Origin of the sequence: Noviherbaspirillum malthae (assembly GCF_015352985.1) — a bacterium.
Taxonomy (GTDB): domain Bacteria; phylum Pseudomonadota; class Gammaproteobacteria; order Burkholderiales; family Burkholderiaceae_D; genus Noviherbaspirillum; species Noviherbaspirillum malthae.
The window spans coordinates 166,739-186,530 of record NZ_JACYXF010000005.1; the positions used below are offsets into that span (position 1 = coordinate 166,739).

Consider the following 19,792-nt stretch of genomic DNA (forward strand, 5'->3'; position numbering starts at 1 on the left):
TCGAAAACTACAATCAGTCCATGAATTACGATTCTTCCCCTATCGCTGCCATTGCCACCGCACCCGGGCGGGGCGGCATCGGCGTGGTGCGCGTTTCCGGAAAAAACCTGAGCGCCGTCATGTCGGCAGTCTGCGGCACCAAGGAACTGCAGCCGCGCCATGCCACCTACCTGCCTTTCCGCAATGCCGACGGCAGCGTGATCGACCAGGGCATTGCGCTGTATTTCAAGGCGCCGCATTCGTATACCGGCGAGGATGTGCTCGAGCTGCAGGGCCACGGCGGCCCGGTGGTGATGCAGATGCTGCTGGCGCGCTGCCTGGAGGCGGGCGCCGATATCGATTTGCGGCTGGCGCAGCCGGGCGAATTCACGCATCGCGCCTTCCTCAACAACAAGCTGGACCTGGCCCAGGCGGAAGCGGTGGCGGACCTGATCGAGGCGTCCACCGAAGCCGCCGCGAAGTCGGCTTCCGAATCGCTGTCGGGTGCGTTCTCCAAGGCCATCCATGACCTGGTCGACAAGGTCATTCACCTGCGCATGCTGGTCGAGGCCACGCTCGATTTTCCGGAAGAAGAAATCGACTTCCTGGAGAAGTCGGATGCGCGCGGCCAGCTGGAACGCATCCGGGCCACGCTGGCGGACATCTTCGAGAATGCCTCGCAGGGCGCGCTGCTGCGCGACGGCCTCAACGTAGTGCTGGCCGGCCAGCCGAACGTGGGCAAGTCTTCATTGCTCAATGCCTTGGCCGGCGCCGATGTGGCGATCGTGACGCCGATTGCCGGCACCACGCGCGACAAGGTGACGGAAACCATCCAGATGGAGGGCATTCCTCTCAACATCATCGATACCGCCGGCATCCGCGACGCGGGCGACGAAGTCGAGCGCATCGGCATCGAGCGCACCTGGGGCGAAGTGCACAAGGCCGACGTGATCGTGCATCTGCTCGATGCCAGCCGGGGGCCGACGCGGGCCGACGAAGAGATCGTCGGCCGCTTCCCGCCCAACGTGCCGGTGCTGCGCATCTGGAACAAGATCGACCTGTCCGGCCACAAGCCGGCGGTTGACCGCATGAGCGATGCCACGCACATCTATCTGTCGGCCGCCGAGCGCCTCGGCATCGACCTGCTGCGCGCCGAACTGCTGCGCGTGGCGGGCTGGCAGCAGACCGGAGAATCGCGTTTCCTCGCGCGCGAACGGCATCTGCTCGCGCTGAGGGCGGCGCGCGATCACCTCGACCTGGCCGCCGAATACGTCGCGCAAGGCGAACAGACCAGCGACCAGGCGCTGGACCTGCTGGCCGAGGAATTGCGGATTGCCCAGGAGCGGCTCAACAGCATCACCGGGGAATTCACCTCCGACGATTTGCTGGGCGTGATTTTCAGCCGGTTCTGTATTGGAAAGTAGTAATTACCTGATCATCGCCGGCGCGGTCGTTCGCCGCTGCGTGCTTCACGAAGACGCAGCGAGCGGCGCATCGCCAGGGTGGTGCCGATCAGGACCAGATAACTGCCGAACGCAATAGCGATATCCAACATGGTGCACTCCTTGTGATCGTTTGCTGGCATGGGACGCAAAAGCCATTCCTGCAGCCTTGATTTTGATCAAGACGGAATTTTCCTGAAAAATCATTGGCTTACGGAAATTCATTTCCACTTATCCACATTCTTGTCCACGGAAATTGTGAACAAGCCGGCATGAAGAAGCCGATAAGTAAAGTTCATGCCTTTACATCTGCAAGAAGCCGATGGGCCAGCGCGGTGGCCTGCTCGAGCGCCTGTTCCGGGCTGTCGGAAGGGGCGGCGACGGTATGACGTGCCTCTTCACTCGACTTGCCGTTTTCATGGCTAACCAATACCACTCCCTGGAACTGGCCGTTGGCCAGCTCCTGAATGTCGGCTTGCGCAACCCAGTCTGCCTTGGTGTATTTCACTGCTGCCATGGCGTTCTCCTTTGTTCAAGTCCTCAAGTCGAAGTAGGACTATGCGAAAAGCCAGATGTTCTCGCTTGCTCCCATTTTGACCATGGTGAAAAAATCCTTTCTAAACAAGGAACTAACTTAGTTGACCCAAGCTTATCCACAGGATTGGGCACAGGAAATGTGAATAGTGGGCCTGCGGCGGCCGGCGTGGCCAAAACAAAAACGGCACCCGGAACGGGTGCCGTTTTCAAGAATGCAAACCTTGCGCAGCTTACTGCGTCGTGAAGGTCCAGCTGCGGTCGATATTGCTTGACCATGGTGCATTGTTGCTGCCGACGCCCGACAGCCTGCCGACGAAGCGCACGTCATAGGCAGTGTTTTGAGCCAGCGGCGACAGGGGGATGATGGCAACGGCCGATTCGGGCGTCTGGGCATCGTCCGCCTTTCTCAGCAGACGGACCGGCAGCGCGTTGCCGCCGCGCGGCGTGATGGTGAAGGTCTGCACTTCGAGGCGGTCGGTGATATTGGCATGCACGCTCACCGGGTAGCCAACTTCATTGGCGTTCGGAACCGGGTCCGGCGATTCATTGTCGCTGAAGAAATTGCGCGGCACGCGGGTCTGGTTGGCAACCGGATAATGCACCACATTGCCCTGGGCCAGTCCGCTGTTCAGACCGATTGCGGTGAAATTGGTGGTGAAGTAGGTCAGTCCTCCCGAACGGGCGGCGGACCCGGCGCCTGCTTCCTTGAACATCGGCTCGAAAATCACGAAGCGGTGGTAGATCGCCGCGATCAAGTCTTCGGCGGCATTGAAGCCGGAGGTATCGGTAGTGGCCGAGATCACCTCGCCGTAGGCAAAGCCGCTGGCAGGAATCGCATAGCCGGCTGCGCGCAGCCGGTCGCCGGCGGTGCGGCCGGTGAACGACGGCTTGCCCGCGGTTTGCTCATGGGTGATCGTGTCATTGTCGCGCTGATAGACCGAATGTCCGAGCGCCGCCGTATCGATGACGGTATTGCGATTGACCGCCTGGATGCCGAGCTGGCGGCGGCGGAAGTTGAACCAGTTCAAACCATCGGTTGCCGTGTTGCCGGTAGCCTGCGGAACGCCGGTGTCCTGCGGAGAGATCGAGGCATCTGCATTGGCGGAAGTGGTGACGCTGTTGTTTCCGTCGCTGCCGCCGCCGCAGGCGGTCAGGATCAGCGACGCGAGAAAGAGGGGGATGATCGAGCGTTGTGTTCGCCCCATGAGAATTCCTTTGCAAAATGGGTAGGCCTGACCGGCATACCGTAAAGATAAAACCCGGGTTAGACGGTCGGTTTTACATTCGGTTGCAGCTTGCCTGCAAATCGCCGGCAGCATGGGCACAGCTTCCCACCTTAGTGGAGAGTCGGCCCGTCCGCGTTGATTTATGCCATACGCAAACCTTGTTCAAACTACGAAAACCGGGAAGCGGACGCTGACCTTCAGGCCGGCGCCCCGGCTGCCTTCCGACAGTACGATATCCGCCTTGTGCATGGCGGCAATATCCCGCACGATGGTCAGGCCGAGGCCGCTGCCGTCGGCATTGGCGGCCTGCGAGGCCGCCGCGCGGTAGAACGGCGCGAACACCTTGTCGCGCTCCGGCGGAGCAATGCCCGGGCCGTTGTCTTCGATTTCCAGCAAGCCGCCATCGTCGTTGCATACGCGCAGGCTGACTCTGCCGCCGGCGGGCGTGTAGCGGAGGGCATTGTCGACCAGGTTGGAGATGAGCTCATGCAGCAGCAGCGGATTGGCCTGCACCGTAACGTCTTCCTCGCCATCAGTGTCGAATTCGAGATCGATGTCCTTGCGCACCGCCTGCAGCGCCAGGTCGAGGCCGACCTGGCGAGCGGTTTCCACCAGCGAGACCGGCTGCAGGTCGGCGACCGCGGCGCCATGCTCGGCGCGCGCCAGCGTCAGCAGCCGGTTGGCCAGATGCACCGTGGCATCGGTGGTGCGGGCAATGCTTTCGACGATCTCGCGCATGGCCTTCGGATCGTCGGCCCGCAGCGCCAGTTCGGCCTGGGTCTTGAGCACGGTCAGCGGCGTGCGCAGCTGGTGCGAGGCATCGGCAATGAAGCGCCTCTGGCCGGAAATGAGGGTCTGCAGGCGGGCCATGTAGCCGTTCATCGCGGCCACCAGGGGACGTACTTCGCGGTGGACAAGGTCGGGATCGAAATTGGACAGGTCGGTCGGCGAGCGCGCTTCCACGTCGGCGGTCAGCTGCATCAGCGGGCGCAGCACGAAGCGCACCGCAAACCATGCCAATAGCGCCGCCGCGAGCACCAGCAGGGCTTGGCGCGCCAGGGTGTCGAGCAGGATCTTGCGCGACAGTTCATGCCGGCCTTCCAGCGTTTCCCCGACCTGGATCAGCGCGATGCCGCGCATCGAATCGTCGTACACCGGCTGGTACAGGGCGGCGATGCGGACCGGCTCCTTGCGGTAGGTGGCGTGATAGAAATACACCAGCGCCGGATAGGCATCGGAGCGCGCCGCATTCCTGGGCAGCGGAGGCAGGTCCTCGTAGCCGGACACATGCTCGCCCTTGACGCCGGTGACCCGGTAGTAGATGCGTCCCAGCGTATCGGTTTCGAAACTGTCGAGCGCGACGTAAGGCACGTCGGCCACCACCCGGCCGCCGGCGATGGTGACCCGTTCGGCGAGGGCCCGGGTCGATGCCAGCAGCGAGCGGTCGTAGGCCTGGTCGGCCGCCTCCAGCGCATTGTTGTAGACGGAAACCGCGTCGATCATGACCAGCGCCGCCAGCGGAATCAGCAGCCAGCGCAGCAGCTGCGAACGCAGGCTGCCCAGCGGAGCCCGTTCGGCCGGTTCCGTCATTGCAGCTTTTCTTCCAGCAGATACCCCAGGCCGCGCAGCGTGGTGATGGCGACGCGGCCGGCTTCGCCGTCGCTGCGCTCGAGCTTCTTGCGCAGCCGGTGCACGTAGATTTCGATGGCATCGGTGCTGGCGTCGTCGTCGAGCGCGAACACTTCATCGAACAGTTTCTCTTTCGACACGGCGCGGCCGGCGCGGGTCAGCAGGACTTCGAGTACCGCATGCTCGCGCGGCGTCAGGGCCAGCGGCGCGCCGCCGTAGGTAAACATGCGCGACACCGTATCGAAGGAGAGTGCGCCGCAGGTCAGGGTGACGGCTTCGTTGCCCTGAGAGCGCCGCAGCAGGGCCTTGACCCGGGCTTCCAGCTCGGCCAGTTCAAAGGGCTTGGGGAGGTAGTCGTCGGCGCCGAGGTTGAGCCCCTGCACGCGTTCGCTGAGCCCGCCGCGCGCGGTCAGCACCAGCACCGGCGTCTTGCTGCCGCGCGCGCGCAGCCGCTTGAGCACCTCGAGCCCGTCCATGCGCGGCAGCGTCAGGTCGAGGATGACCAGCGCATATTCCTGGGTGTGCAGCAGCGCATCGGCATCGGCGCCGTCCATCGCGCATTCGACCGTGAGCCGCGCATCCTGCAGCGCCTTGCTGATCCAGCGCGACAGTTCGGCATGATCTTCGACCAGGAGAATTCGCATGGTGGTGTCTCGATTGAGGAATGAAATTCGCGCCGGATGCAGTATCCGCGCAGCCGGCTGAAAGCAAATTGAAAGCCGAATGAAAGCTGCGGCGGCTATATGTTGCCCCGGTTGCTGCAACAGCGGCGGCATGCGGCGCTGCCTTACAGGCCGCTCATGATACGCATTTCAAGCGCATTGCAAAAGCGTGCCTGCACGCGATGCGGGATAATCATGGGCATCATTAACAGCCAGGCTGCAGGCACAGGAGGCGAAGTGAAAGGGAAGCATGCGGGAAAGGCATTGTTCGCGGCGGCATGGCTGGCCATGGCGGCATTTGCCCTGCCGGCGGCGGCGCGCGGACCGGAGTGCATCGTCCCGGCCAAGCCCGGCGGCGGCATGGACCTGACCTGCAAGCTGGCGCGCAAGGGCTTGAACGCGGTGTCCGCGGCAACCGGAGTCGATCCGGCCTTGCACATCAATTATTTGCCCGGCGGCATCGGCGCGGTGGCCTGGAACTCCATCCTGACGCAGCGGCGAGCGGAATCCGACACGCTGATCGTGTTTTCCGGCGGTTCGCTCCTCAACCTCGCGCAGGGCAAATACGGCAACGCCTCGGCGGCGGATGTGCGCTGGGTGGCGGCGCTCGGCGCCGACTACGGCATGATCGCGGTGCGCAGCGATTCGCCCTACAAGACCCTGGCCGACCTGCTCGATGCGCTCAAGCGCAATGCCGGTAAAATCTCGATCGGCGCCGGCGGCACGGTCGGCAGCCAGGACTGGCTAAAGGTGTCCATCATCGCCAGACAGGCAGGCATCTCTCCCAAGAAGCTGCGCTTCGTGGCCTTCGAGGGCGGAGGGGAATCCATCACCGCGCTGCTGGCCGGGTATGTGGAAGCGGTGTCGGGCGATGCCTCGGAGGCGGCGCTGTACGCCGCCAACGGCAATATCCGGGTGCTGGCGGTCATGAGCGACCAGCGCCTTCCGGGCGTGCTGTCCAATGTGCCGACGGCGCGCGAGCAGGGCTACGACGTGACCTGGCCGATCGTGCGCGGCTTCTACATGGGGCCGGGCGTCTCCGACGAGCACTACCGCAAGTGGGTGAGCGCCTTCGACAGGATGATGACGGATCCGGGATTCGATGCGCTGCGGGCGGCGCACGGCCTGTATCCCTTCGCGCTCACCGGCGATGCGCTGACTTCCTACGTCCGCAAGACCGTCGACGACTATGGAAGGCAGGCAAAGGAACTGGGGCTGTCGAGATAACGGATAGCAGACCGGCAAGCATTTCATCGGCATCAACCCGCCATTCTTCCCGTGCCGCCGCGTACCGGAGTCCACGCGGCAGGCGTCATTCGCATCCAACTCATCAAGGCAAGAAACCAAGCATCACACCATGGCATTTCTGAACAGGCAACAACCCTTTCTTCTCGCGCTCGGCATCGGATTGATCGCGGCAGGCCTCTGCGTCTGGCTGCGCACGCCGCTGCCCTGGATGATCGGCCCGCTCTGCAGTACGGCGATAGCCTGCATGGCCGGCCTGCGGCTGAAGGCCCCGGTGCAGGTGCGCGAGGGCGGGCAGTGGGCCATCGGCACGGCGCTCGGCCTGTACTTCACGCCCGCGGTGGTGAAGGTGCTGGTGTCCTATATCGGCTATATCGCCGCCGGCGTGGCGTTTGCGCTGCTGCTCGGCGCAGTCTGCGCCTGGCTGCTGCACAAGCTCTCGGGCGTCGACCGCACCACCGCCTTCTTCGCGATGGCCGTCGGCGGCGCCTCGGAAATGGCCAGCCAGGGCGAACGCCACGGCGCGCAGGTCGACCGCGTCGCCGCCTCGCACAGCCTGCGCATCATGATGGTGGTGATCCTCATCCCCTTCCTGTTCAAGTTCGCCGACGTGCATGGCCTGGACGTGTTCATTCCGGGTGCGCGGGTGGTTCACTATGGCGGCCTGCTGGCATTGATCGTCCTGACCTCGGCCGGGGCGCTGCTGTTCAAGCGCCTGAACTCGCCGAACTCCTGGGTGCTGGGACCGATGGCGGTGGCGATCGCGCTGACTGCCTCCGGCATCAACCTGTCGGCGCTGCCGGAATGGATGGTGCACCTGGGCCAGCTGTTCATCGGCATTTCGCTGGGCACCCGCTTCACGCCGGAATTCCTGCATACCGCGCCGCGCTATCTGGCCAGCGTGGCCTTGTGCACGCTGGTGGCGCTGGCCATTGCGGCGTCGTTTGCCTTCGGACTGGCGTCGGTGAGCGGCATTCATCCCGCGACCGCGATCCTCGCCACTTCGCCGGGCGGCATTGCGGAAATGAGCCTGACGGCGAAGACGCTGCAGCTTGGCGTGCCGATCGTGACCGCCTTCCATGTGACGCGGCTGGCGTCGCTGGTCATGATGATCGGCCCGCTGTTTCGCCTCGGGCAGTATCTGCAGCGCGGCAGAAATTAAAGGGAGCGGTGCGGCGCCGCTCCCCTATTCGCCGCTGCCGGCTCAGTAACCGACGGTGAAGCGACGGCGCGCATGGCCGGGCCGCTCCAGTTCATCGATCATCGCCACCGCGTAATCCTCGACCGAAATGCGGCTCTCGCCGTTGGCATCGACCAGCAGCTGATCGCCGCCGAGGCGGAAGCGGCCGGTGCGCTCGCCGGGCGCGATAATGGCCGACGGGCTCAGCATGGTCCAGTTCAGTTCCTCTTCCTGGCGCAGCAGCTTGAGCGCCTCGCGCGCACCTTCGGCGGTTGCCTTGTACTGCGGCGGAAAATCCGGCGTGTCGAGCACCTGCAGGCCGGGCGCGACTTCCAGGCTGCCGGCGCCGCCGACCACCAGCAGGCGCGGCACGCGCACCGATTTCGCGGCACCGAGAATGGCGCGGAAACCCTTGACGTAATAGCCGAGCACGTCTTCCTGCGCATGGCCGCTGAAGGCGCTGATGACGGCCTCATGGCCGCCCAGCTGCTCGGCCAGGCTGGCCTGGTCGACCACGTCGGCGGCGACCGCGCGCAGGTTGGCGGCGGCTTGCAGCTTCTCCGGATGGCGCACCAGCGCGGTAACCTGGTGCCCGCGCGCGAGCGCCTCTTTCAGCAGGGCGGAACCGATGAAGCCGGTGGCGCCGATCAATGCGATGTTCATGTCTATCTCCCCAAAAGTGAATGAAGTGGACACATCATCGCTGAAACGATTGATTCGATAAACCGCTGCAACGATAATTCATTGTTATCGCATTCTTATCAATCTCCCCATCATGTCACTGCTCGGACAGATCGACCTCAACAGCCTGCTGGTGTTCGACGCGGTCGTCGACAGCGGCAGCTTCACCTCCGCCTCCGAACGCCTGGGCGTGGCCAAGGCCAAGGTCAGCATCCAGGTCAGCCGGCTGGAACAGGCGATCGGCGCAACGCTGTTCCACCGCACTACCCGCCGCGTCAGCCTCACCGATGCAGGACGCGCGCTGCATGCGCAATGCCGTCCGTTGCTCGACGGCCTGGAACACGCGGTCGCCCAGGCCGGCCAGGAATCGGGCCAGCCTGCGCAGCTGACCGGCATGCTGCGCATCACCTCGGCGCTCGACCAGACGGTGCTGTCGGTGGCCCCGGCCCTGGCGCAGTTCGCGCGCCTGCATCCGGCGCTGCAGTTCGACCTGCGCGCCGGCGATATGGTGGCCGACCTGGTGGACGAAGGCATCGATCTCGCGATCCGCTACGGTTGGTTGCGCGACTCCTCGCTGCGCGCGGTCAAGCTGGGCGAATTCTCGCAGTATGTAGTGGCCTCGGCGCAATACCTTGAGCAGCACGGCCGCCCGCGCCGGCCGGAGGATCTCGCAAGCTGCGAATGGCTGGCGCTCAGTCTGCTGCCCACGCCGCTGACCTGGAAATTCACCTCGCGCGCCGGCGAGACGCGCTCGGTGCAGGTGAAGTCGCGCATCAGGGTGAATTCGCCCGCGGCGCTGCGCGCCCTGCTGCGCGAAGGCGCGGGCGTGTCGGTGCTGGCCCAGCAAAGCGCGGAGGAAGGCATGCGCGAAGGTTATCTGGTGCGGCTGCTGCCGCAGTGGTCGCTGCCGCAGGGCGGCATTTATGCGGTCGTGCCGCCGGGGCGGCACATGCCGGCGCGGGTACGCGCCTTCATCGACTTCTATCGGGACTATCTCGGAAAAAGCTGACCCGCAAAAGCACCTCCGTTAGGAAAACGACAAGCGCGCCGGCGGCCATGCGCGCAGGGCGTCGTCGGACGAGCGACGTGAGGAGAACATGCCGGCCGCAGTCACCTTCAGGCGGTCCAGGGAAAACTGCCGCAGGTGCTGGAACACGCTCTGGTTGATGCCCATGGTGGCCTGCATCACCAGCATGCCGATTTCCGGACGCACCGCGTCCTGCTGCTCGGCGGCGCTTTTCTGCTTCGCCGACCGCGCGCGCGATGCCTGCTCGGACATCGCGCAGCGGAAGGCGTCTTCCAGCGTCAGCTGGCTGGTTTCGCAGGCCAGCGTCCAGCTCTGCGGCTGTCCGGCATGCGGCTGCAGCACCTGTTCGCGGCAGAAGATGTTGCACAGTCTGATCAGTTCCCTGGCAGGACGCCCGCTCAGTTTTTCCAGTTGCTCAAGGCTGACCGCGCGCGGCGCGCTGGCCACGAAGTGGCCGAGCAGTTCGGTGACCAGGCACAGGCGTCCGTACAAGGCGCTGTCGCCCAGCAGATATTCGTCAGCGGCGTTCATGCTGCATTCTCCAGTGTTTCATGTTCAAGTTGCATGTGGTTCAACAGTGTTGCATCCGACAGGTTCAGCACCGTCGGCAGGGCGGGATCCTTGAGGCAGGCGAACAGCTGCGCGACATCGAGCGCCTGCACCAGCAGGCGGCCTTCATTGGCCTGGATCACCTGCTTGACCAGCAAGCCTTCCGCCGCAATGGCGAAGGGCGTCGGAATGATCTGCGACGGCCGGAATTCCGGCACGCCGTGCAGCTCGTCGACCAGGAGGCCGATGTCCTGCCCGTTGTGCTTGACGACGATCACCTGGCTGCCGGCCTCGATGGGCGCAGGCGCGCCGCGCATCAAGTGCCGCAGGTCGAACACCCAGACGAAATGCCGGCTCTCGCCATGGCGCTGCAGCGACAGCACGCCGACGCGCTCGGCGCGGCCGCCCATCGACACCGGCGACACTTCCGAGGCCGGCAGCGCTTCCATCACCTGCGCCGCCGGTATCGCGAACAGCATGCCGTCGATGTAGAAGGTCGCGTATTCGATGCCGCCGCTTGCGGTGACGTCGCTCTCGATCACCGCATCCTCGCGGTTGACCGCCCCGCTGCGTTCGCGCACTTCGCCGAAGCTGTCGTAGACCAGGGCGATCACGTCTTCCTTGTAGCCGTCGGAGACCTTGAATTCGCGGTAGCCGCTGGAGACGCTGCAGCCTATGATCGCATAATGGCCGTCGTGCACGACAATGCGCGAGGCGCTGCTGCCGTTGGCCAGCGCCAGCAGTTTGCCATCGACGTCGAGCTTGAGATCGAGCTGCGCGCCGGCCGGGCGCGAGGGATCGGTGCTGGAAATCACGCGGCCCCGTCGATCGACGAACAGGGCGGTCATGCCTGCCTTGTCGGCCAGCGCGCCGCGCAGCATCGCCGCAAATTCCGGCTCTGCATCGAACACGATGCCGATGCCGCCGACCACCGTGCTTTCGTTGTGCGGATCGCGGATGGCCGCATGGTAGATGTAGGTGGGCCGGCCGCCGTACAGCGGCGAGGGTTCGAACGGCGACACGTAATAATCCTGCTCGCTGCGCAGGGCCAGCACGTTCGACAGCGCGGCGGCGTCGACGGCGGTGCCGACCACCGATGCGCCGTTTTCCATCTCGTGCGTGCTGGCGATGATGCGGCCTTCGCGGTCGTAGACGAAGATGCGGGTATAGACGGTATAGAGGCGGTTGATGTAATCGAGGATGGCGCCCAGGTTCTGCAGCGTTTCCGTATCCCGTTCGTCGGCGGCGAGCGCGGTGCGCAGTTCCGGCGTCAATGCCCACCAGCGGCAGTCGTCCGAACGTTCGTACAGATTGCGGTCGAGCAGATCCACCAGCAGGTGCGACACGAATTCCGCGTCGCGCAGGCTCGATGCCAGCACGGTTTCGTACAGGTCGCGGATGGACTGCGAAAACAGTTCATTGCTGCGCATGCCGGTTTCGCTGATCTGGTCGAGGATGGTCTTGAGCTTCAAGAGTTCGCCGCGCTGGCCGGCGGTCATGACCTGGCCGTTCCAGACCACGCGGCGGATGGTGTCGGCGGCGGTCATGATCTCGAACAGCGGCGGGCAGAAGGAGCGCGCATGCGACAGCAGGCCTTCGGCAATGGCCGGGTCCAGCGTGGACAGGGCATTGGAGACTCCGCCGTGGAAGGCGACATCGACCGGAATCATCACTTGGCCCTGCCAGCCGGGCGGCCCCATGTAACCCTGGTAGCCGGCGGCGGCCAGGGTGCGCACCAGGTATTCGCGGCCGCCATGGATCATCAGCTTCGGTTCGGCCGAGCGGTTGACCGGCACGGTGGCGCCGACGGGGATCCAGAGTTCGTCGGCGCTGGCGATGACGCGGTTGTCGCCGTCGAGAAGCAGCATGTTGGCGCGCTCGTCGGCATCGCGATGCGAGCGGAAGATGCCGGCCATCTCCTCCTCGAAATGAAAGCACAGGCACAGCACGCCGACCGGCGCGCCGGTGTCGGGATGCAGCATGCGCCGCGAATAGACCAGCGCTTCCTTCTTGAGCGGGCGAAGGTCGGTGGCGCGGAAGGTTTCGACATAGCCGTCGGCGGCCAGCGTCTCGGCGATCAGCGGATCGGTGCTGCCTTCGATGGGGGAAGCTTCGTCAATCTGCACCAGCACGTTGCCGGCGGTATCGAGCAGCAGGATTTCATCGTAGACGGTGTATTTGCTGCGGTAGGCGCGCAGGCGGTAGCGGATGGCATCGGTATTGTCGTGCAGTCCGGCGACGAAAGCGCAGAGTTCGCGGTCGGTGGCGAGAAAGCCGACGTCGGCGGTGCGCTCGAAGAGGTTGCGAACCACGATATCGATCACATATTGAGCCTTGGTGGCGATCTCGTCGAGCACGTTGCCGACTTTTTCGCTGACCAAGCTGTGCACCAGTTCATGTTCGAGGCGGTTGAAGCCGGCGCGGGTTGCCGCCATGGTGGGAAGAATGGTCTTGGCTTCGACCGGGCAGTTCATCTTGGCCGAGGCTTCGATCATGCGCCACATCAGGTTGAGCTCGCGCAGCGACTGCTCGCAGCGCACCACGTCGCGCATATACGGAAGAAAGGTGTCAACAGGTAAGGGTGTGGATCCACGCATGGCAGCTGTCCTTGTATTGTTCTTGCACCGCCCGGGACCTGCCCGGGTAGGGAAGGTCCGACGACATCGCGACACAAATTAGTGCGCTGCAACAATCTTGCAATTAATAGGCCAGCCGGGGAATTTCCCTGTCGTTGCGCTCTCCAATGAAGGTTTCGGCCCGGCCCGCATGGTTGACGGAGCCGAAAGCAACGCCAAGGAGCGTAAAGGAGTGCATGAGCAGGGCTGCCGGCCTGCGGAATTTCCGGGGCAAGCCGGAACGCAGCCCCGAAATGGTGCTTCGATAAAGTTCCCGCAAATTTCCTGCTCGATATTGGTGCTTGATAAAGAGCGACCAACCGATCTGTTTTTGTGCCCGTTTTGGGAATCCCGTTACACTGGACTTATATTGCAAGTGAATTCGCTATGAAACCTGTTGCACCCGGCACCGTCATTTTCCATCGCCACCGCGGCTATGGCGTCATCACCTCGGTCAATCTGCTGACCGGCTGGGTCGCGGCCCGCTTCGGCGACGAGGTGCGCACGCTCGATCTGAATCTGTCGCATGACGATCTGCAGCATGCCGACGGCGAGCCGATCCGCTTCCGGCGCGATGCGCCCGACCGCATGCCGCATGCGCGGCTGATGGCGATGGTGCGCGAACTGCACCGCGCCGGTTACCAGCGGCTCTACCTGTACAGCTGGCCCAAGCCGTCCGGCCTGCACTGGCGCTGGCACCTGTTCACCGGCCAGCGCAACTGGATCGACCGCGCCTGGCGCGAGGGCTGGTATGGTTCCGGCGCCGATTACAACTTCAATCCGGTATTGGGCTGGGGCGACCAGCCGGGCGCCACCGCCAAGGAACTCGCTACTGCGTTTGAGCGCTTCGATCCGCAGGGACTGGCGCAGGCGCTCAAGCTGGACGAGGATCACACTGCCTGGTTCGATGCGGTATGCGAAGCGCTGCTGCCGAATTACGCCTATACGCTGGGCTGGGATTACCGCGACGGGCCGGTGCCCGATCACCTGCCGGTGATCCCGGTGCGGCGCGGCGTGCCCGCCTATTCCGGACCGCCGCTGCCCTGGCCGCCGGGCTGGACCAAACTGTGGACCGGCGGACGCTCGCTGGTCACGTCCCCGTTCAGAATAAATCCTGCTGACGCCCCTTCCGGCGTCGTTCGTTGATCTGCACGATCGACGTCTCCCTCGGGCCGGCGATGAGTTCCACCGCATCGCCGGCGGCAATCTCTCCCGTCTCCAGCACGCGCAGGTAGAAGCCGCTGTAGCCTGACTGCAGCATCATTTTCGCGGCATGGCCGAAGCCCATCTTCGCATTGAACTTGTAGCAGGGATGGCGCGGTTCGGTCACCTGCAGCAGCGTGCTGCCGATCCTCAATCTGTCGCCGATCCAGACATCGCTTTCCAGCAGCCCCTGCAGCGTCAGGTTTTCGCCCATCGTTCCGGGCGCCAGCGGCTCGTCGCGCTTGAGCGCGGCGGCGCGCTGCTTCGCCCAGAATGCATAGTGTTCGGAGGGATAGGCGTACACCGCCTTGTTCAGGCCGCCGTGCACGGTGAGATCGGCCTGCTCGTCGCCGGCCAGGCCGAGCTTGCCGACCGCGACGCGTCCTTCGACCGCCTGCTTGTGGATGCCGGTGGCGACGCGGCGCATTGCATCGGATTGAGGAACGAAGAGATCGCGTACCGTGCCGACGCTGATGTTCAGGACTTTCATGCCGCCTCCATGGCGCCGCGCCGCAGCGCGAGATTGCCGGCGAGGCAGGACACGCCGATCGCCGCCGCCAGCGGCGCCGCGGCGAAATACGGCAGGGCGGCGGTGCCCAGCATGGAAATGATCAGGCCGCCGAAGAAGGCGCCAGCCGCCTGGCCGAGATAGATGGCTGAGGAATTCAGCGACACCGAGGCGGAGGCGAGCCTGGGCGCCATCGCGACCAGCCGCGCCTGCTGCGAGCCGTTGATGGCGAAGCAGCCCAGTCCCCACAGCAGCACCAGCACGGTCACCGCGGCCAGCGAGCCCTGCGACAGCGGCCATAGCATCACCGCCGCCAGCATGCAGGCCATGGCGGCGATGCCGACCCGCATCGGCCCGATGCGGTCCATGACGCGCGCGCCGATGATGTTGCCGATCACGCCGGTGACGCCGAAGCACAGGAACATCATGCTGATGACCGCGGGCGTGGCATCGATGCCGTCCTTGAGCACCAGCGCCATGTAGGAAAACATGCTGAACATGCCGAGCGCCTGGATGGCGGTGACGGAAATGGCCAGCAGCAGCGGCGTGTCGGCGAACAGCGCCTTCCATGCGGCGCCGTCCATCGGCGCGACGAACAGCCTGGCGGGGATCTGCACCCACACCGCGCCGGCGAAGACCAGCGACAGCAGGCCGACCAGGGCCAGCGTGGGACGCCAGCCGATGTGCGCGCCGAGGTAGGAGCCGATCGGCGTGCCGACCACGGCCGCGATCGACCAGCCGAGGAACACCAGGCCGATGGCCTTGCCGCGCATGTCGGCCGGCACCATGAGCCCGGCGGTGGCGGCGGCCTGCGCTGTGAAGATCGCGCCGCCGATGGCAGTGACGATGCGCGCCGCCAGCAGCGTGTCATAGCCGGGCGCAAAGGCGGCGGCAAAGTGCATGGCCGCGTACAGCAGCAGCGATGCCGTCAGCAGCTTGCGGCGGTCGATGGCGCTGGTCCAGCTTGCAAGGAAGGGGCCGCTGATGCAGATGGTCATTGCAAAGGCGGAGATCAGCCAGCCGATGCGCGCGGGCGGCACGCCCAGATCGGCGCTCAGGTCGTTGAGCATGCCCGGCACCACCATGACGCCGGTGCCGATGGCGAAATTGCCGAGGGTAAGAGACCACAGTCTGGATTGCATGGAGACTCCGCGAAGTGAGGCTCCAGTGTAGCGAAAGGCGCACGGCCGCGCTGAAGCGCCCCGCGCCATCGCTTGCTGCGATTGCGGCGGGGCGATGGATGGTGAAACTCAGCGCTCGCCGCGGATGTAATGTTCGAGCTGGTCGATGATGAATTGCTGTTCCGAAATGATGTCCTTCACCAGATCGCCGATGGAAATCAGGCCGGCCAGCCTGCCGCTGTCGATGACCGGCAGGTGGCGCAGGCGGTTCTCGGTCATCAGTGCCATGCACTGCTCGTTGGTGGTGTCCGGACGCACATACATCACCGACGTGGTCATGATGTCGCGCACGGGCGTTTCGGTGGCGGTGCGGCCCTTGAGCACGACCTTGCGCGCATAGTCGCGTTCGGTGACGATGCCGACGATGTTGTCCTGTTCCATGACCAGCAGTGCGCCGATGCCCCGTTCCGCCATCAGCTTGATGGCATCGATCACCTTGGCATCCGGCGCGATCGTGAATACCTTGTTGTCCTGCTTGGACTTGAGAATCTGTGCAACGCAATGCATGGCGATCTCCTGAACGTGAACGTGTCGGTCAATCCATTCTAGGCAATGCCGCGCGCCGGTTTGTTGACATCGGATAGACATTGCGAGCTTGCAGCGTGCGCCGGCGCCTTGCATTTCACTGCGAGAAACTTCCCGAGTGCATGTCAGGGCAATGGTATCGGGAAGTTCCGGCCACTCTCTTTTTCCCACGAGCCAAATCACCCTAGTAACAGAGGATGTCCTAATGCGAGTGATGGCTCGAGGAGGTTCAGGCGAGCGCGTCCGGATTGAGCACGTTCTTCGGCGTGCCGTTGGCGAAGTCGACGATGTTCCGGAATGCCGCGCCGAAGTACAGCTCGTAGCTGTCCTTTTCCACATAGCCGAGATGCGGCGTGGCCAGCACGTTCGCATAGCGCAGCAGCGGCGTGTCGGGCGGCAGCGGCTCGCTTTCGAAGACGTCGAGCGCGGCGAAGCCCGGATGACCTGCGCGCAATGCCGCATCGAGCACGCCTTCGGCCACCAGTTCGGCGCGGCTGGTATTGACGAACAGGGCGGAGCGCTTCATGCGCATCAGGTCGCCGGCGGTGACGATGCCGCGCGTTGCATCGTTGAGGCGCAGGTGCAGCGACAGCACGTCGGCCTCTTCGAAGAAGGCTTCGCGCGATGCGGCGGCCTGGTAGCCGTCGCGCTCGGCGGCTTCGCGGCTGGCGTCGCGGCCCCAGACCACCACCTTCATGCCGAACGCCTTGCCGTAGCCCGCGACCATCCTGCCGATGCGTCCATAGCCCCAGATGGCCAGCGTGCGGCCTTTCAGCACGGTGCCCAGCGTATTGAGTTCCGGCGTCACCGAAGCGGTTTGCCACAGGCCGTCGCGCAGGTTGGCGGCGTATTGGGGAATCTTGCGCGACGATGCCATGATCAGCGCCCAGGCCAGTTCCGCCGGCGCGGTCGGATCGCCGACGCCTTCGACGATGACGACGCCGCGCTCGGTAGCGGCCGCGACATCGACATGGCCGCTCACCTTGCCGGTCTGGGAAATCAGCCTGAGATTCGGCAGCTTGCCGAGCAGGGCGCGCGTCAACTCGGTTCTTTCGCGGATCAGCACCAGCGCCTCGAATTCGGCTAGACGTATCGCAAGCTGACCGATGCCGCGCGCGCTATTGTTGAAGATCTTGACTTCATGCCCATCAAGTAGCCGAAAACAGTCGAGATGGCGAACACAGTCCTGGTAGTCATCGAGAATGGCGATTTTCATGCTGTTTTTGCAATTTTTTAATATATCCGTAACAAAAATACGACTATGCGAAAATCCGGTAAATCCCTACTACAAAACTCAACAATTTTTCCTACATTTTTGTTGTAAATCATTGAGAACGGGTATCCCGGCGTGTACAATCGGCTCCTATTTTTCGCATTGTCAACAACATTGCGAACCCACCGGCCCGTTTGATTATTCCATTTTTCGGGCTGATGCGCGGTCATATTTGATCGCCTCCGACAGACCGCCGTACCGCTGGCAGACGCGCCAGCCGAGCCAAAAGCTGACGACGATCCTGCCGTGCCGGGACAAGACAGAATTCTTTATTGGCATTGGAGGAAGTACCTATGAACCAACCCGTAATGGGAGGCATCGCAGCCGTGAATGCACCTAGCTATGTCAAACAGCAGAAGCTGATCAACTGGGTTACAGAAATTGCCGCCCTTACAAAACCCGAGCGCATCTACTGGTGCGACGGCTCCCAGGAAGAGTACGACCGCCTGTGCGCCGAGATGGTCGAAGCAGGCACCCTGAAGAAGCTCAACGAAGCCAAGCGCCCGAACAGCTACCTCGCCTGCTCCGATCCGTCGGACGTGGCGCGCGTGGAAGACCGTACCTTTATCTGCTCCGCGAAGCAGGAAGACGCCGGCCCGACCAATAACTGGATGGCCCCCGCCGAAATGCGCGTCACCCTCAACGGCCTGTTCGACGGCTGCATGCGCGGCCGCACCATGTATGTGGTGCCGTTCTCGATGGGTCCGCTCGGTTCGCCGATCGCCCACATCGGCGTCGAGCTGTCCGACTCGCCTTATGTCGCGGTCAACATGCGCATCATGACCCGCATGGGCAAGGCCGTCTACGACGTGCTCGGCACCGACGGCGACTTCGTTCCCTGCGTGCACACCGTCGGCAAGCCGCTGGCCAAGGGCGAGAAGGATGTGGCGTGGCCGTGCAACGACACCAAGTACATCGTTCACTACCCCGAGACCCGCGAAATCTGGTCCTTCGGTTCCGGCTACGGCGGCAATGCGCTCCTGGGCAAGAAGTGCTTCGCGCTGCGCATCGCTTCCACCATGGGCCGCGACCAGGGCTGGCTGGCCGAACACATGCTGATCCTCGGCGTCGAATCGCCGGAAGGCAAGAAGCACTATGTCGCTGCGGCATTCCCGTCCGCCTGCGGCAAGACCAACTTCGCGATGCTGATCCCGCCGAAAGCCTTCAACGGCTGGAAGGTGACCACCATCGGCGACGACATCGCCTGGATCAAGCCGGGCACCGACGGCCGCCTGTACGCAATCAATCCGGAAGCCGGCTATTTCGGCGTGGCGCCGGGCACGAATGCGAACTCCAACGCCAACTGCATGGCTTCGCTCAACGCCAACACCATCTTCACCAACGTCGCGCTGACCGACGACGGCGATGTCTGGTGGGAAGGCATGACCAAGGAAGCGCCGGCGCACCTGATCGACTGGCAGGGCAAGGACTGGACACCGGAGATCGCCAAGGAAACCGGCCGCAAGGCTGCCCATCCGAACGCGCGCTTCACCGTCGCCGCGACCCAGAACCCGGTGATCGATCCGGCCTGGGACGATCCGGCCGGCGTGCCGATCTCGGCATTCATCTTCGGCGGCCGCCGCTCGACCACCGTGCCGCTGGTGACCGAAGCCCGCAACTGGGTCGAAGGCGTGTACATGGCCGCGACCATGGGTTCGGAAACCACCGCCGCCGCTGCCGGCCAGCAAGGCGTGGTGCGCCGCGATCCGTTCGCGATGCTGCCGTTCATGGGCTACAACATGAGCGACTACTTCCAGCACTGGCTCAACATCGGCAAGAAGGTTGCCGCGTCGCCGGCGGAAATGCCGAAGATCTTCTGCGTCAACTGGTTCCGCACCGACGAGAACGGCAAGTTCGTCTGGCCCGGATTCGGCGACAACATGCGCGTTCTGAAGTGGATGCTCGACCGCATCGAAGGCAATGCCGGCGGCAGCGAGCACATCTTCGGCGTGACGCCGCGCTACGAAGACCTGCAGTGGGAAGGCATCGACTTCACCCGCGAACAGTTCGACCGCATCACTTCGATCGACAAGGCGGCGTGGGAATCTGAACTCAAGCTGCACGAGGAATTGTTCGACAAGCTGAAGTACCACCTGCCGAGCGAACTGCAGTCGACCAAGACGCAGCTGGAGAAGCGTCTGGCGGCATAAGCTTCCAAAACGCAGGCTTCGCTTTCCGCATGACAAGAAAGCAGGGAAGCACGAAGGCAAAAAGGCACCGCAAGGTGCCTTTTCCTTTTTGCGGATCGCTTTCCGGATGCGGCAGTCACGTTTTTTGCATAAGGCTTGGAAAGACAAGGAGTAGACGGTGCATGAAACCGGATGATCGGC

At 63.9% G+C, this 19,792-nt stretch carries 18 protein-coding genes; 6 read left to right on the top strand and 12 right to left on the bottom strand.

Features of this window, described 5'->3' with window-relative positions; all coding sequences use genetic code 11:
- Positions 1-20: 20 nt before the first annotated feature.
- Complete coding sequence (gene mnmE / locus IGW03_RS10405) at positions 21-1,403, top strand: tRNA uridine-5-carboxymethylaminomethyl(34) synthesis GTPase MnmE (RefSeq protein WP_194722485.1); 1,383 nt, start codon at positions 21-23, stop codon at positions 1,401-1,403.
- A 313-nt stretch (positions 1,404-1,716) separates the two neighbouring features.
- Here mnmE and IGW03_RS10410 read toward each other — a convergent pair whose 3' ends face one another.
- The 4 genes from IGW03_RS10410 to IGW03_RS10425 form a co-directional block, all read right to left on the bottom strand.
- Positions 1,717-1,938, bottom strand: a complete 222-nt coding sequence (locus tag IGW03_RS10410; protein WP_194722486.1) for a hypothetical protein — start codon at positions 1,936-1,938, stop codon at positions 1,717-1,719.
- A 250-nt stretch (positions 1,939-2,188) separates the two neighbouring features.
- Positions 2,189-3,163 carry a CAP domain-containing protein gene (locus tag IGW03_RS10415; protein ID WP_194722487.1) on the bottom strand — a complete coding sequence of 325 codons (975 nt, stop codon included), beginning with the start codon at positions 3,161-3,163 and terminating at the stop codon, positions 2,189-2,191.
- 183 nt (positions 3,164-3,346) lie between these two features.
- Positions 3,347-4,774, bottom strand: coding sequence for a sensor histidine kinase (locus IGW03_RS10420; RefSeq protein ID WP_194722488.1), 1,428 nt, complete (start codon positions 4,772-4,774; stop codon positions 3,347-3,349).
- The gene (locus tag IGW03_RS10425) at positions 4,771-5,457 is read right to left on the bottom strand and encodes a response regulator (RefSeq protein ID WP_194722489.1); all 687 of its coding nucleotides are present in this window, start codon (positions 5,455-5,457) and stop codon (positions 4,771-4,773) included. The genes IGW03_RS10420 and IGW03_RS10425 overlap by 4 nt, the downstream gene beginning before the upstream one ends.
- A gap of 306 nt (positions 5,458-5,763) precedes the next feature.
- Between IGW03_RS10425 and IGW03_RS10430 the strand changes: the two genes are divergently transcribed.
- A complete protein-coding gene (locus IGW03_RS10430; protein ID WP_194722585.1) occupies positions 5,764-6,702 on the top strand; it encodes a tripartite tricarboxylate transporter substrate binding protein in 939 nt (312 codons plus the stop codon).
- A 130-nt stretch (positions 6,703-6,832) separates the two neighbouring features.
- A complete protein-coding gene (locus tag IGW03_RS10435; RefSeq protein ID WP_194722490.1) occupies positions 6,833-7,882 on the top strand; it encodes an AbrB family transcriptional regulator in 1,050 nt (349 codons plus the stop codon).
- A 42-nt stretch (positions 7,883-7,924) separates the two neighbouring features.
- Here IGW03_RS10435 and IGW03_RS10440 read toward each other — a convergent pair whose 3' ends face one another.
- Positions 7,925-8,563 carry an NAD(P)-dependent oxidoreductase gene (locus tag IGW03_RS10440; protein WP_194722491.1) on the bottom strand — a complete coding sequence of 213 codons (639 nt, stop codon included), beginning with the start codon at positions 8,561-8,563 and terminating at the stop codon, positions 7,925-7,927.
- A 112-nt stretch (positions 8,564-8,675) separates the two neighbouring features.
- Between IGW03_RS10440 and IGW03_RS10445 the strand changes: the two genes are divergently transcribed.
- Complete coding sequence (locus tag IGW03_RS10445) at positions 8,676-9,590, top strand: LysR family transcriptional regulator (protein WP_194722492.1); 915 nt, start codon at positions 8,676-8,678, stop codon at positions 9,588-9,590.
- An 18-nt stretch (positions 9,591-9,608) separates the two neighbouring features.
- Here IGW03_RS10445 and IGW03_RS10450 read toward each other — a convergent pair whose 3' ends face one another.
- The 3 genes from IGW03_RS10450 to IGW03_RS10460 all read right to left on the bottom strand — a co-directional run bounded on the left by IGW03_RS10450 (position 9,609) and on the right by IGW03_RS10460 (position 13,148).
- Positions 9,609-10,139 carry a hypothetical protein gene (locus IGW03_RS10450; RefSeq protein ID WP_194722493.1) on the bottom strand — a complete coding sequence of 177 codons (531 nt, stop codon included), beginning with the start codon at positions 10,137-10,139 and terminating at the stop codon, positions 9,609-9,611.
- Positions 10,136-12,754: a chemotaxis protein CheW gene (locus tag IGW03_RS10455; RefSeq protein ID WP_194722494.1), complete on the bottom strand. Its 2,619-nt coding sequence runs from the start codon at positions 12,752-12,754 to the stop codon at positions 10,136-10,138. The genes IGW03_RS10450 and IGW03_RS10455 overlap by 4 nt, the downstream gene beginning before the upstream one ends.
- A gap of 103 nt (positions 12,755-12,857) precedes the next feature.
- Positions 12,858-13,148: a hypothetical protein gene (locus IGW03_RS10460; protein WP_194722495.1), complete on the bottom strand. Its 291-nt coding sequence runs from the start codon at positions 13,146-13,148 to the stop codon at positions 12,858-12,860.
- An 11-nt stretch (positions 13,149-13,159) separates the two neighbouring features.
- On the opposite strand from IGW03_RS10460, the gene IGW03_RS10465 reads away from it, so the two are divergent.
- Positions 13,160-13,918 carry an L-asparaginase gene (locus IGW03_RS10465; protein ID WP_194722496.1) on the top strand — a complete coding sequence of 253 codons (759 nt, stop codon included), beginning with the start codon at positions 13,160-13,162 and terminating at the stop codon, positions 13,916-13,918.
- On the opposite strand, the gene IGW03_RS10470 is transcribed toward IGW03_RS10465, so the two are convergent.
- From IGW03_RS10470 to IGW03_RS10485, 4 genes are all read right to left on the bottom strand, one after another.
- Entirely contained in the window at positions 13,875-14,465 is a 591-nt protein-coding gene (locus IGW03_RS10470) for an MOSC domain-containing protein (RefSeq protein WP_194722497.1), read from the bottom strand. The genes IGW03_RS10465 and IGW03_RS10470 overlap by 44 nt on opposite strands.
- Positions 14,462-15,625, bottom strand: coding sequence for an MFS transporter (locus IGW03_RS10475; RefSeq protein ID WP_194722498.1), 1,164 nt, complete (start codon positions 15,623-15,625; stop codon positions 14,462-14,464). Before IGW03_RS10475 ends, IGW03_RS10470 begins: the two co-directional genes overlap by 4 nt.
- Before the next feature lie 108 nt (positions 15,626-15,733).
- A complete protein-coding gene (locus tag IGW03_RS10480; protein WP_194722499.1) occupies positions 15,734-16,171 on the bottom strand; it encodes a CBS domain-containing protein in 438 nt (145 codons plus the stop codon).
- Positions 16,172-16,418: 247 nt separating this feature from the next.
- Entirely contained in the window at positions 16,419-17,405 is a 987-nt protein-coding gene (locus IGW03_RS10485; protein ID WP_194722500.1) for a D-2-hydroxyacid dehydrogenase family protein, read from the bottom strand.
- A gap of 350 nt (positions 17,406-17,755) precedes the next feature.
- Between IGW03_RS10485 and IGW03_RS10490 the strand changes: the two genes are divergently transcribed.
- A complete protein-coding gene (locus tag IGW03_RS10490) occupies positions 17,756-19,612 on the top strand; it encodes a phosphoenolpyruvate carboxykinase (GTP) (RefSeq protein WP_194722501.1) in 1,857 nt (618 codons plus the stop codon).
- Positions 19,613-19,792: the final 180 nt, after the last annotated feature.

Coding starts and splice junctions, on each gene's coding strand:
- mnmE (WP_194722485.1), top strand. CDS start 21: ATGAATTACGATTCTTCCCCTATCGCTGCCATTGCCACCGCACCCGGG.
- IGW03_RS10410 (WP_194722486.1), bottom strand. CDS start 1,938: ATGGCAGCAGTGAAATACACCAAGGCAGACTGGGTTGCGCAAGCCGAC.
- IGW03_RS10415 (WP_194722487.1), bottom strand. CDS start 3,163: ATGGGGCGAACACAACGCTCGATCATCCCCCTCTTTCTCGCGTCGCTG.
- IGW03_RS10420 (WP_194722488.1), bottom strand. CDS start 4,774: ATGACGGAACCGGCCGAACGGGCTCCGCTGGGCAGCCTGCGTTCGCAG.
- IGW03_RS10425 (WP_194722489.1), bottom strand. CDS start 5,457: ATGCGAATTCTCCTGGTCGAAGATCATGCCGAACTGTCGCGCTGGATC.
- IGW03_RS10430 (WP_194722585.1), top strand. CDS start 5,764: ATGGCGGCATTTGCCCTGCCGGCGGCGGCGCGCGGACCGGAGTGCATC.
- IGW03_RS10435 (WP_194722490.1), top strand. CDS start 6,833: ATGGCATTTCTGAACAGGCAACAACCCTTTCTTCTCGCGCTCGGCATC.
- IGW03_RS10440 (WP_194722491.1), bottom strand. CDS start 8,563: ATGAACATCGCATTGATCGGCGCCACCGGCTTCATCGGTTCCGCCCTG.
- IGW03_RS10445 (WP_194722492.1), top strand. CDS start 8,676: ATGTCACTGCTCGGACAGATCGACCTCAACAGCCTGCTGGTGTTCGAC.
- IGW03_RS10450 (WP_194722493.1), bottom strand. CDS start 10,139: ATGAACGCCGCTGACGAATATCTGCTGGGCGACAGCGCCTTGTACGGA.
- IGW03_RS10455 (WP_194722494.1), bottom strand. CDS start 12,754: ATGCGTGGATCCACACCCTTACCTGTTGACACCTTTCTTCCGTATATG.
- IGW03_RS10465 (WP_194722496.1), top strand. CDS start 13,160: ATGAAACCTGTTGCACCCGGCACCGTCATTTTCCATCGCCACCGCGGC.
- IGW03_RS10470 (WP_194722497.1), bottom strand. CDS start 14,465: ATGAAAGTCCTGAACATCAGCGTCGGCACGGTACGCGATCTCTTCGTT.
- IGW03_RS10475 (WP_194722498.1), bottom strand. CDS start 15,625: ATGCAATCCAGACTGTGGTCTCTTACCCTCGGCAATTTCGCCATCGGC.
- IGW03_RS10480 (WP_194722499.1), bottom strand. CDS start 16,171: ATGCATTGCGTTGCACAGATTCTCAAGTCCAAGCAGGACAACAAGGTA.
- IGW03_RS10485 (WP_194722500.1), bottom strand. CDS start 17,405: ATGAAAATCGCCATTCTCGATGACTACCAGGACTGTGTTCGCCATCTC.
- IGW03_RS10490 (WP_194722501.1), top strand. CDS start 17,756: ATGAACCAACCCGTAATGGGAGGCATCGCAGCCGTGAATGCACCTAGC.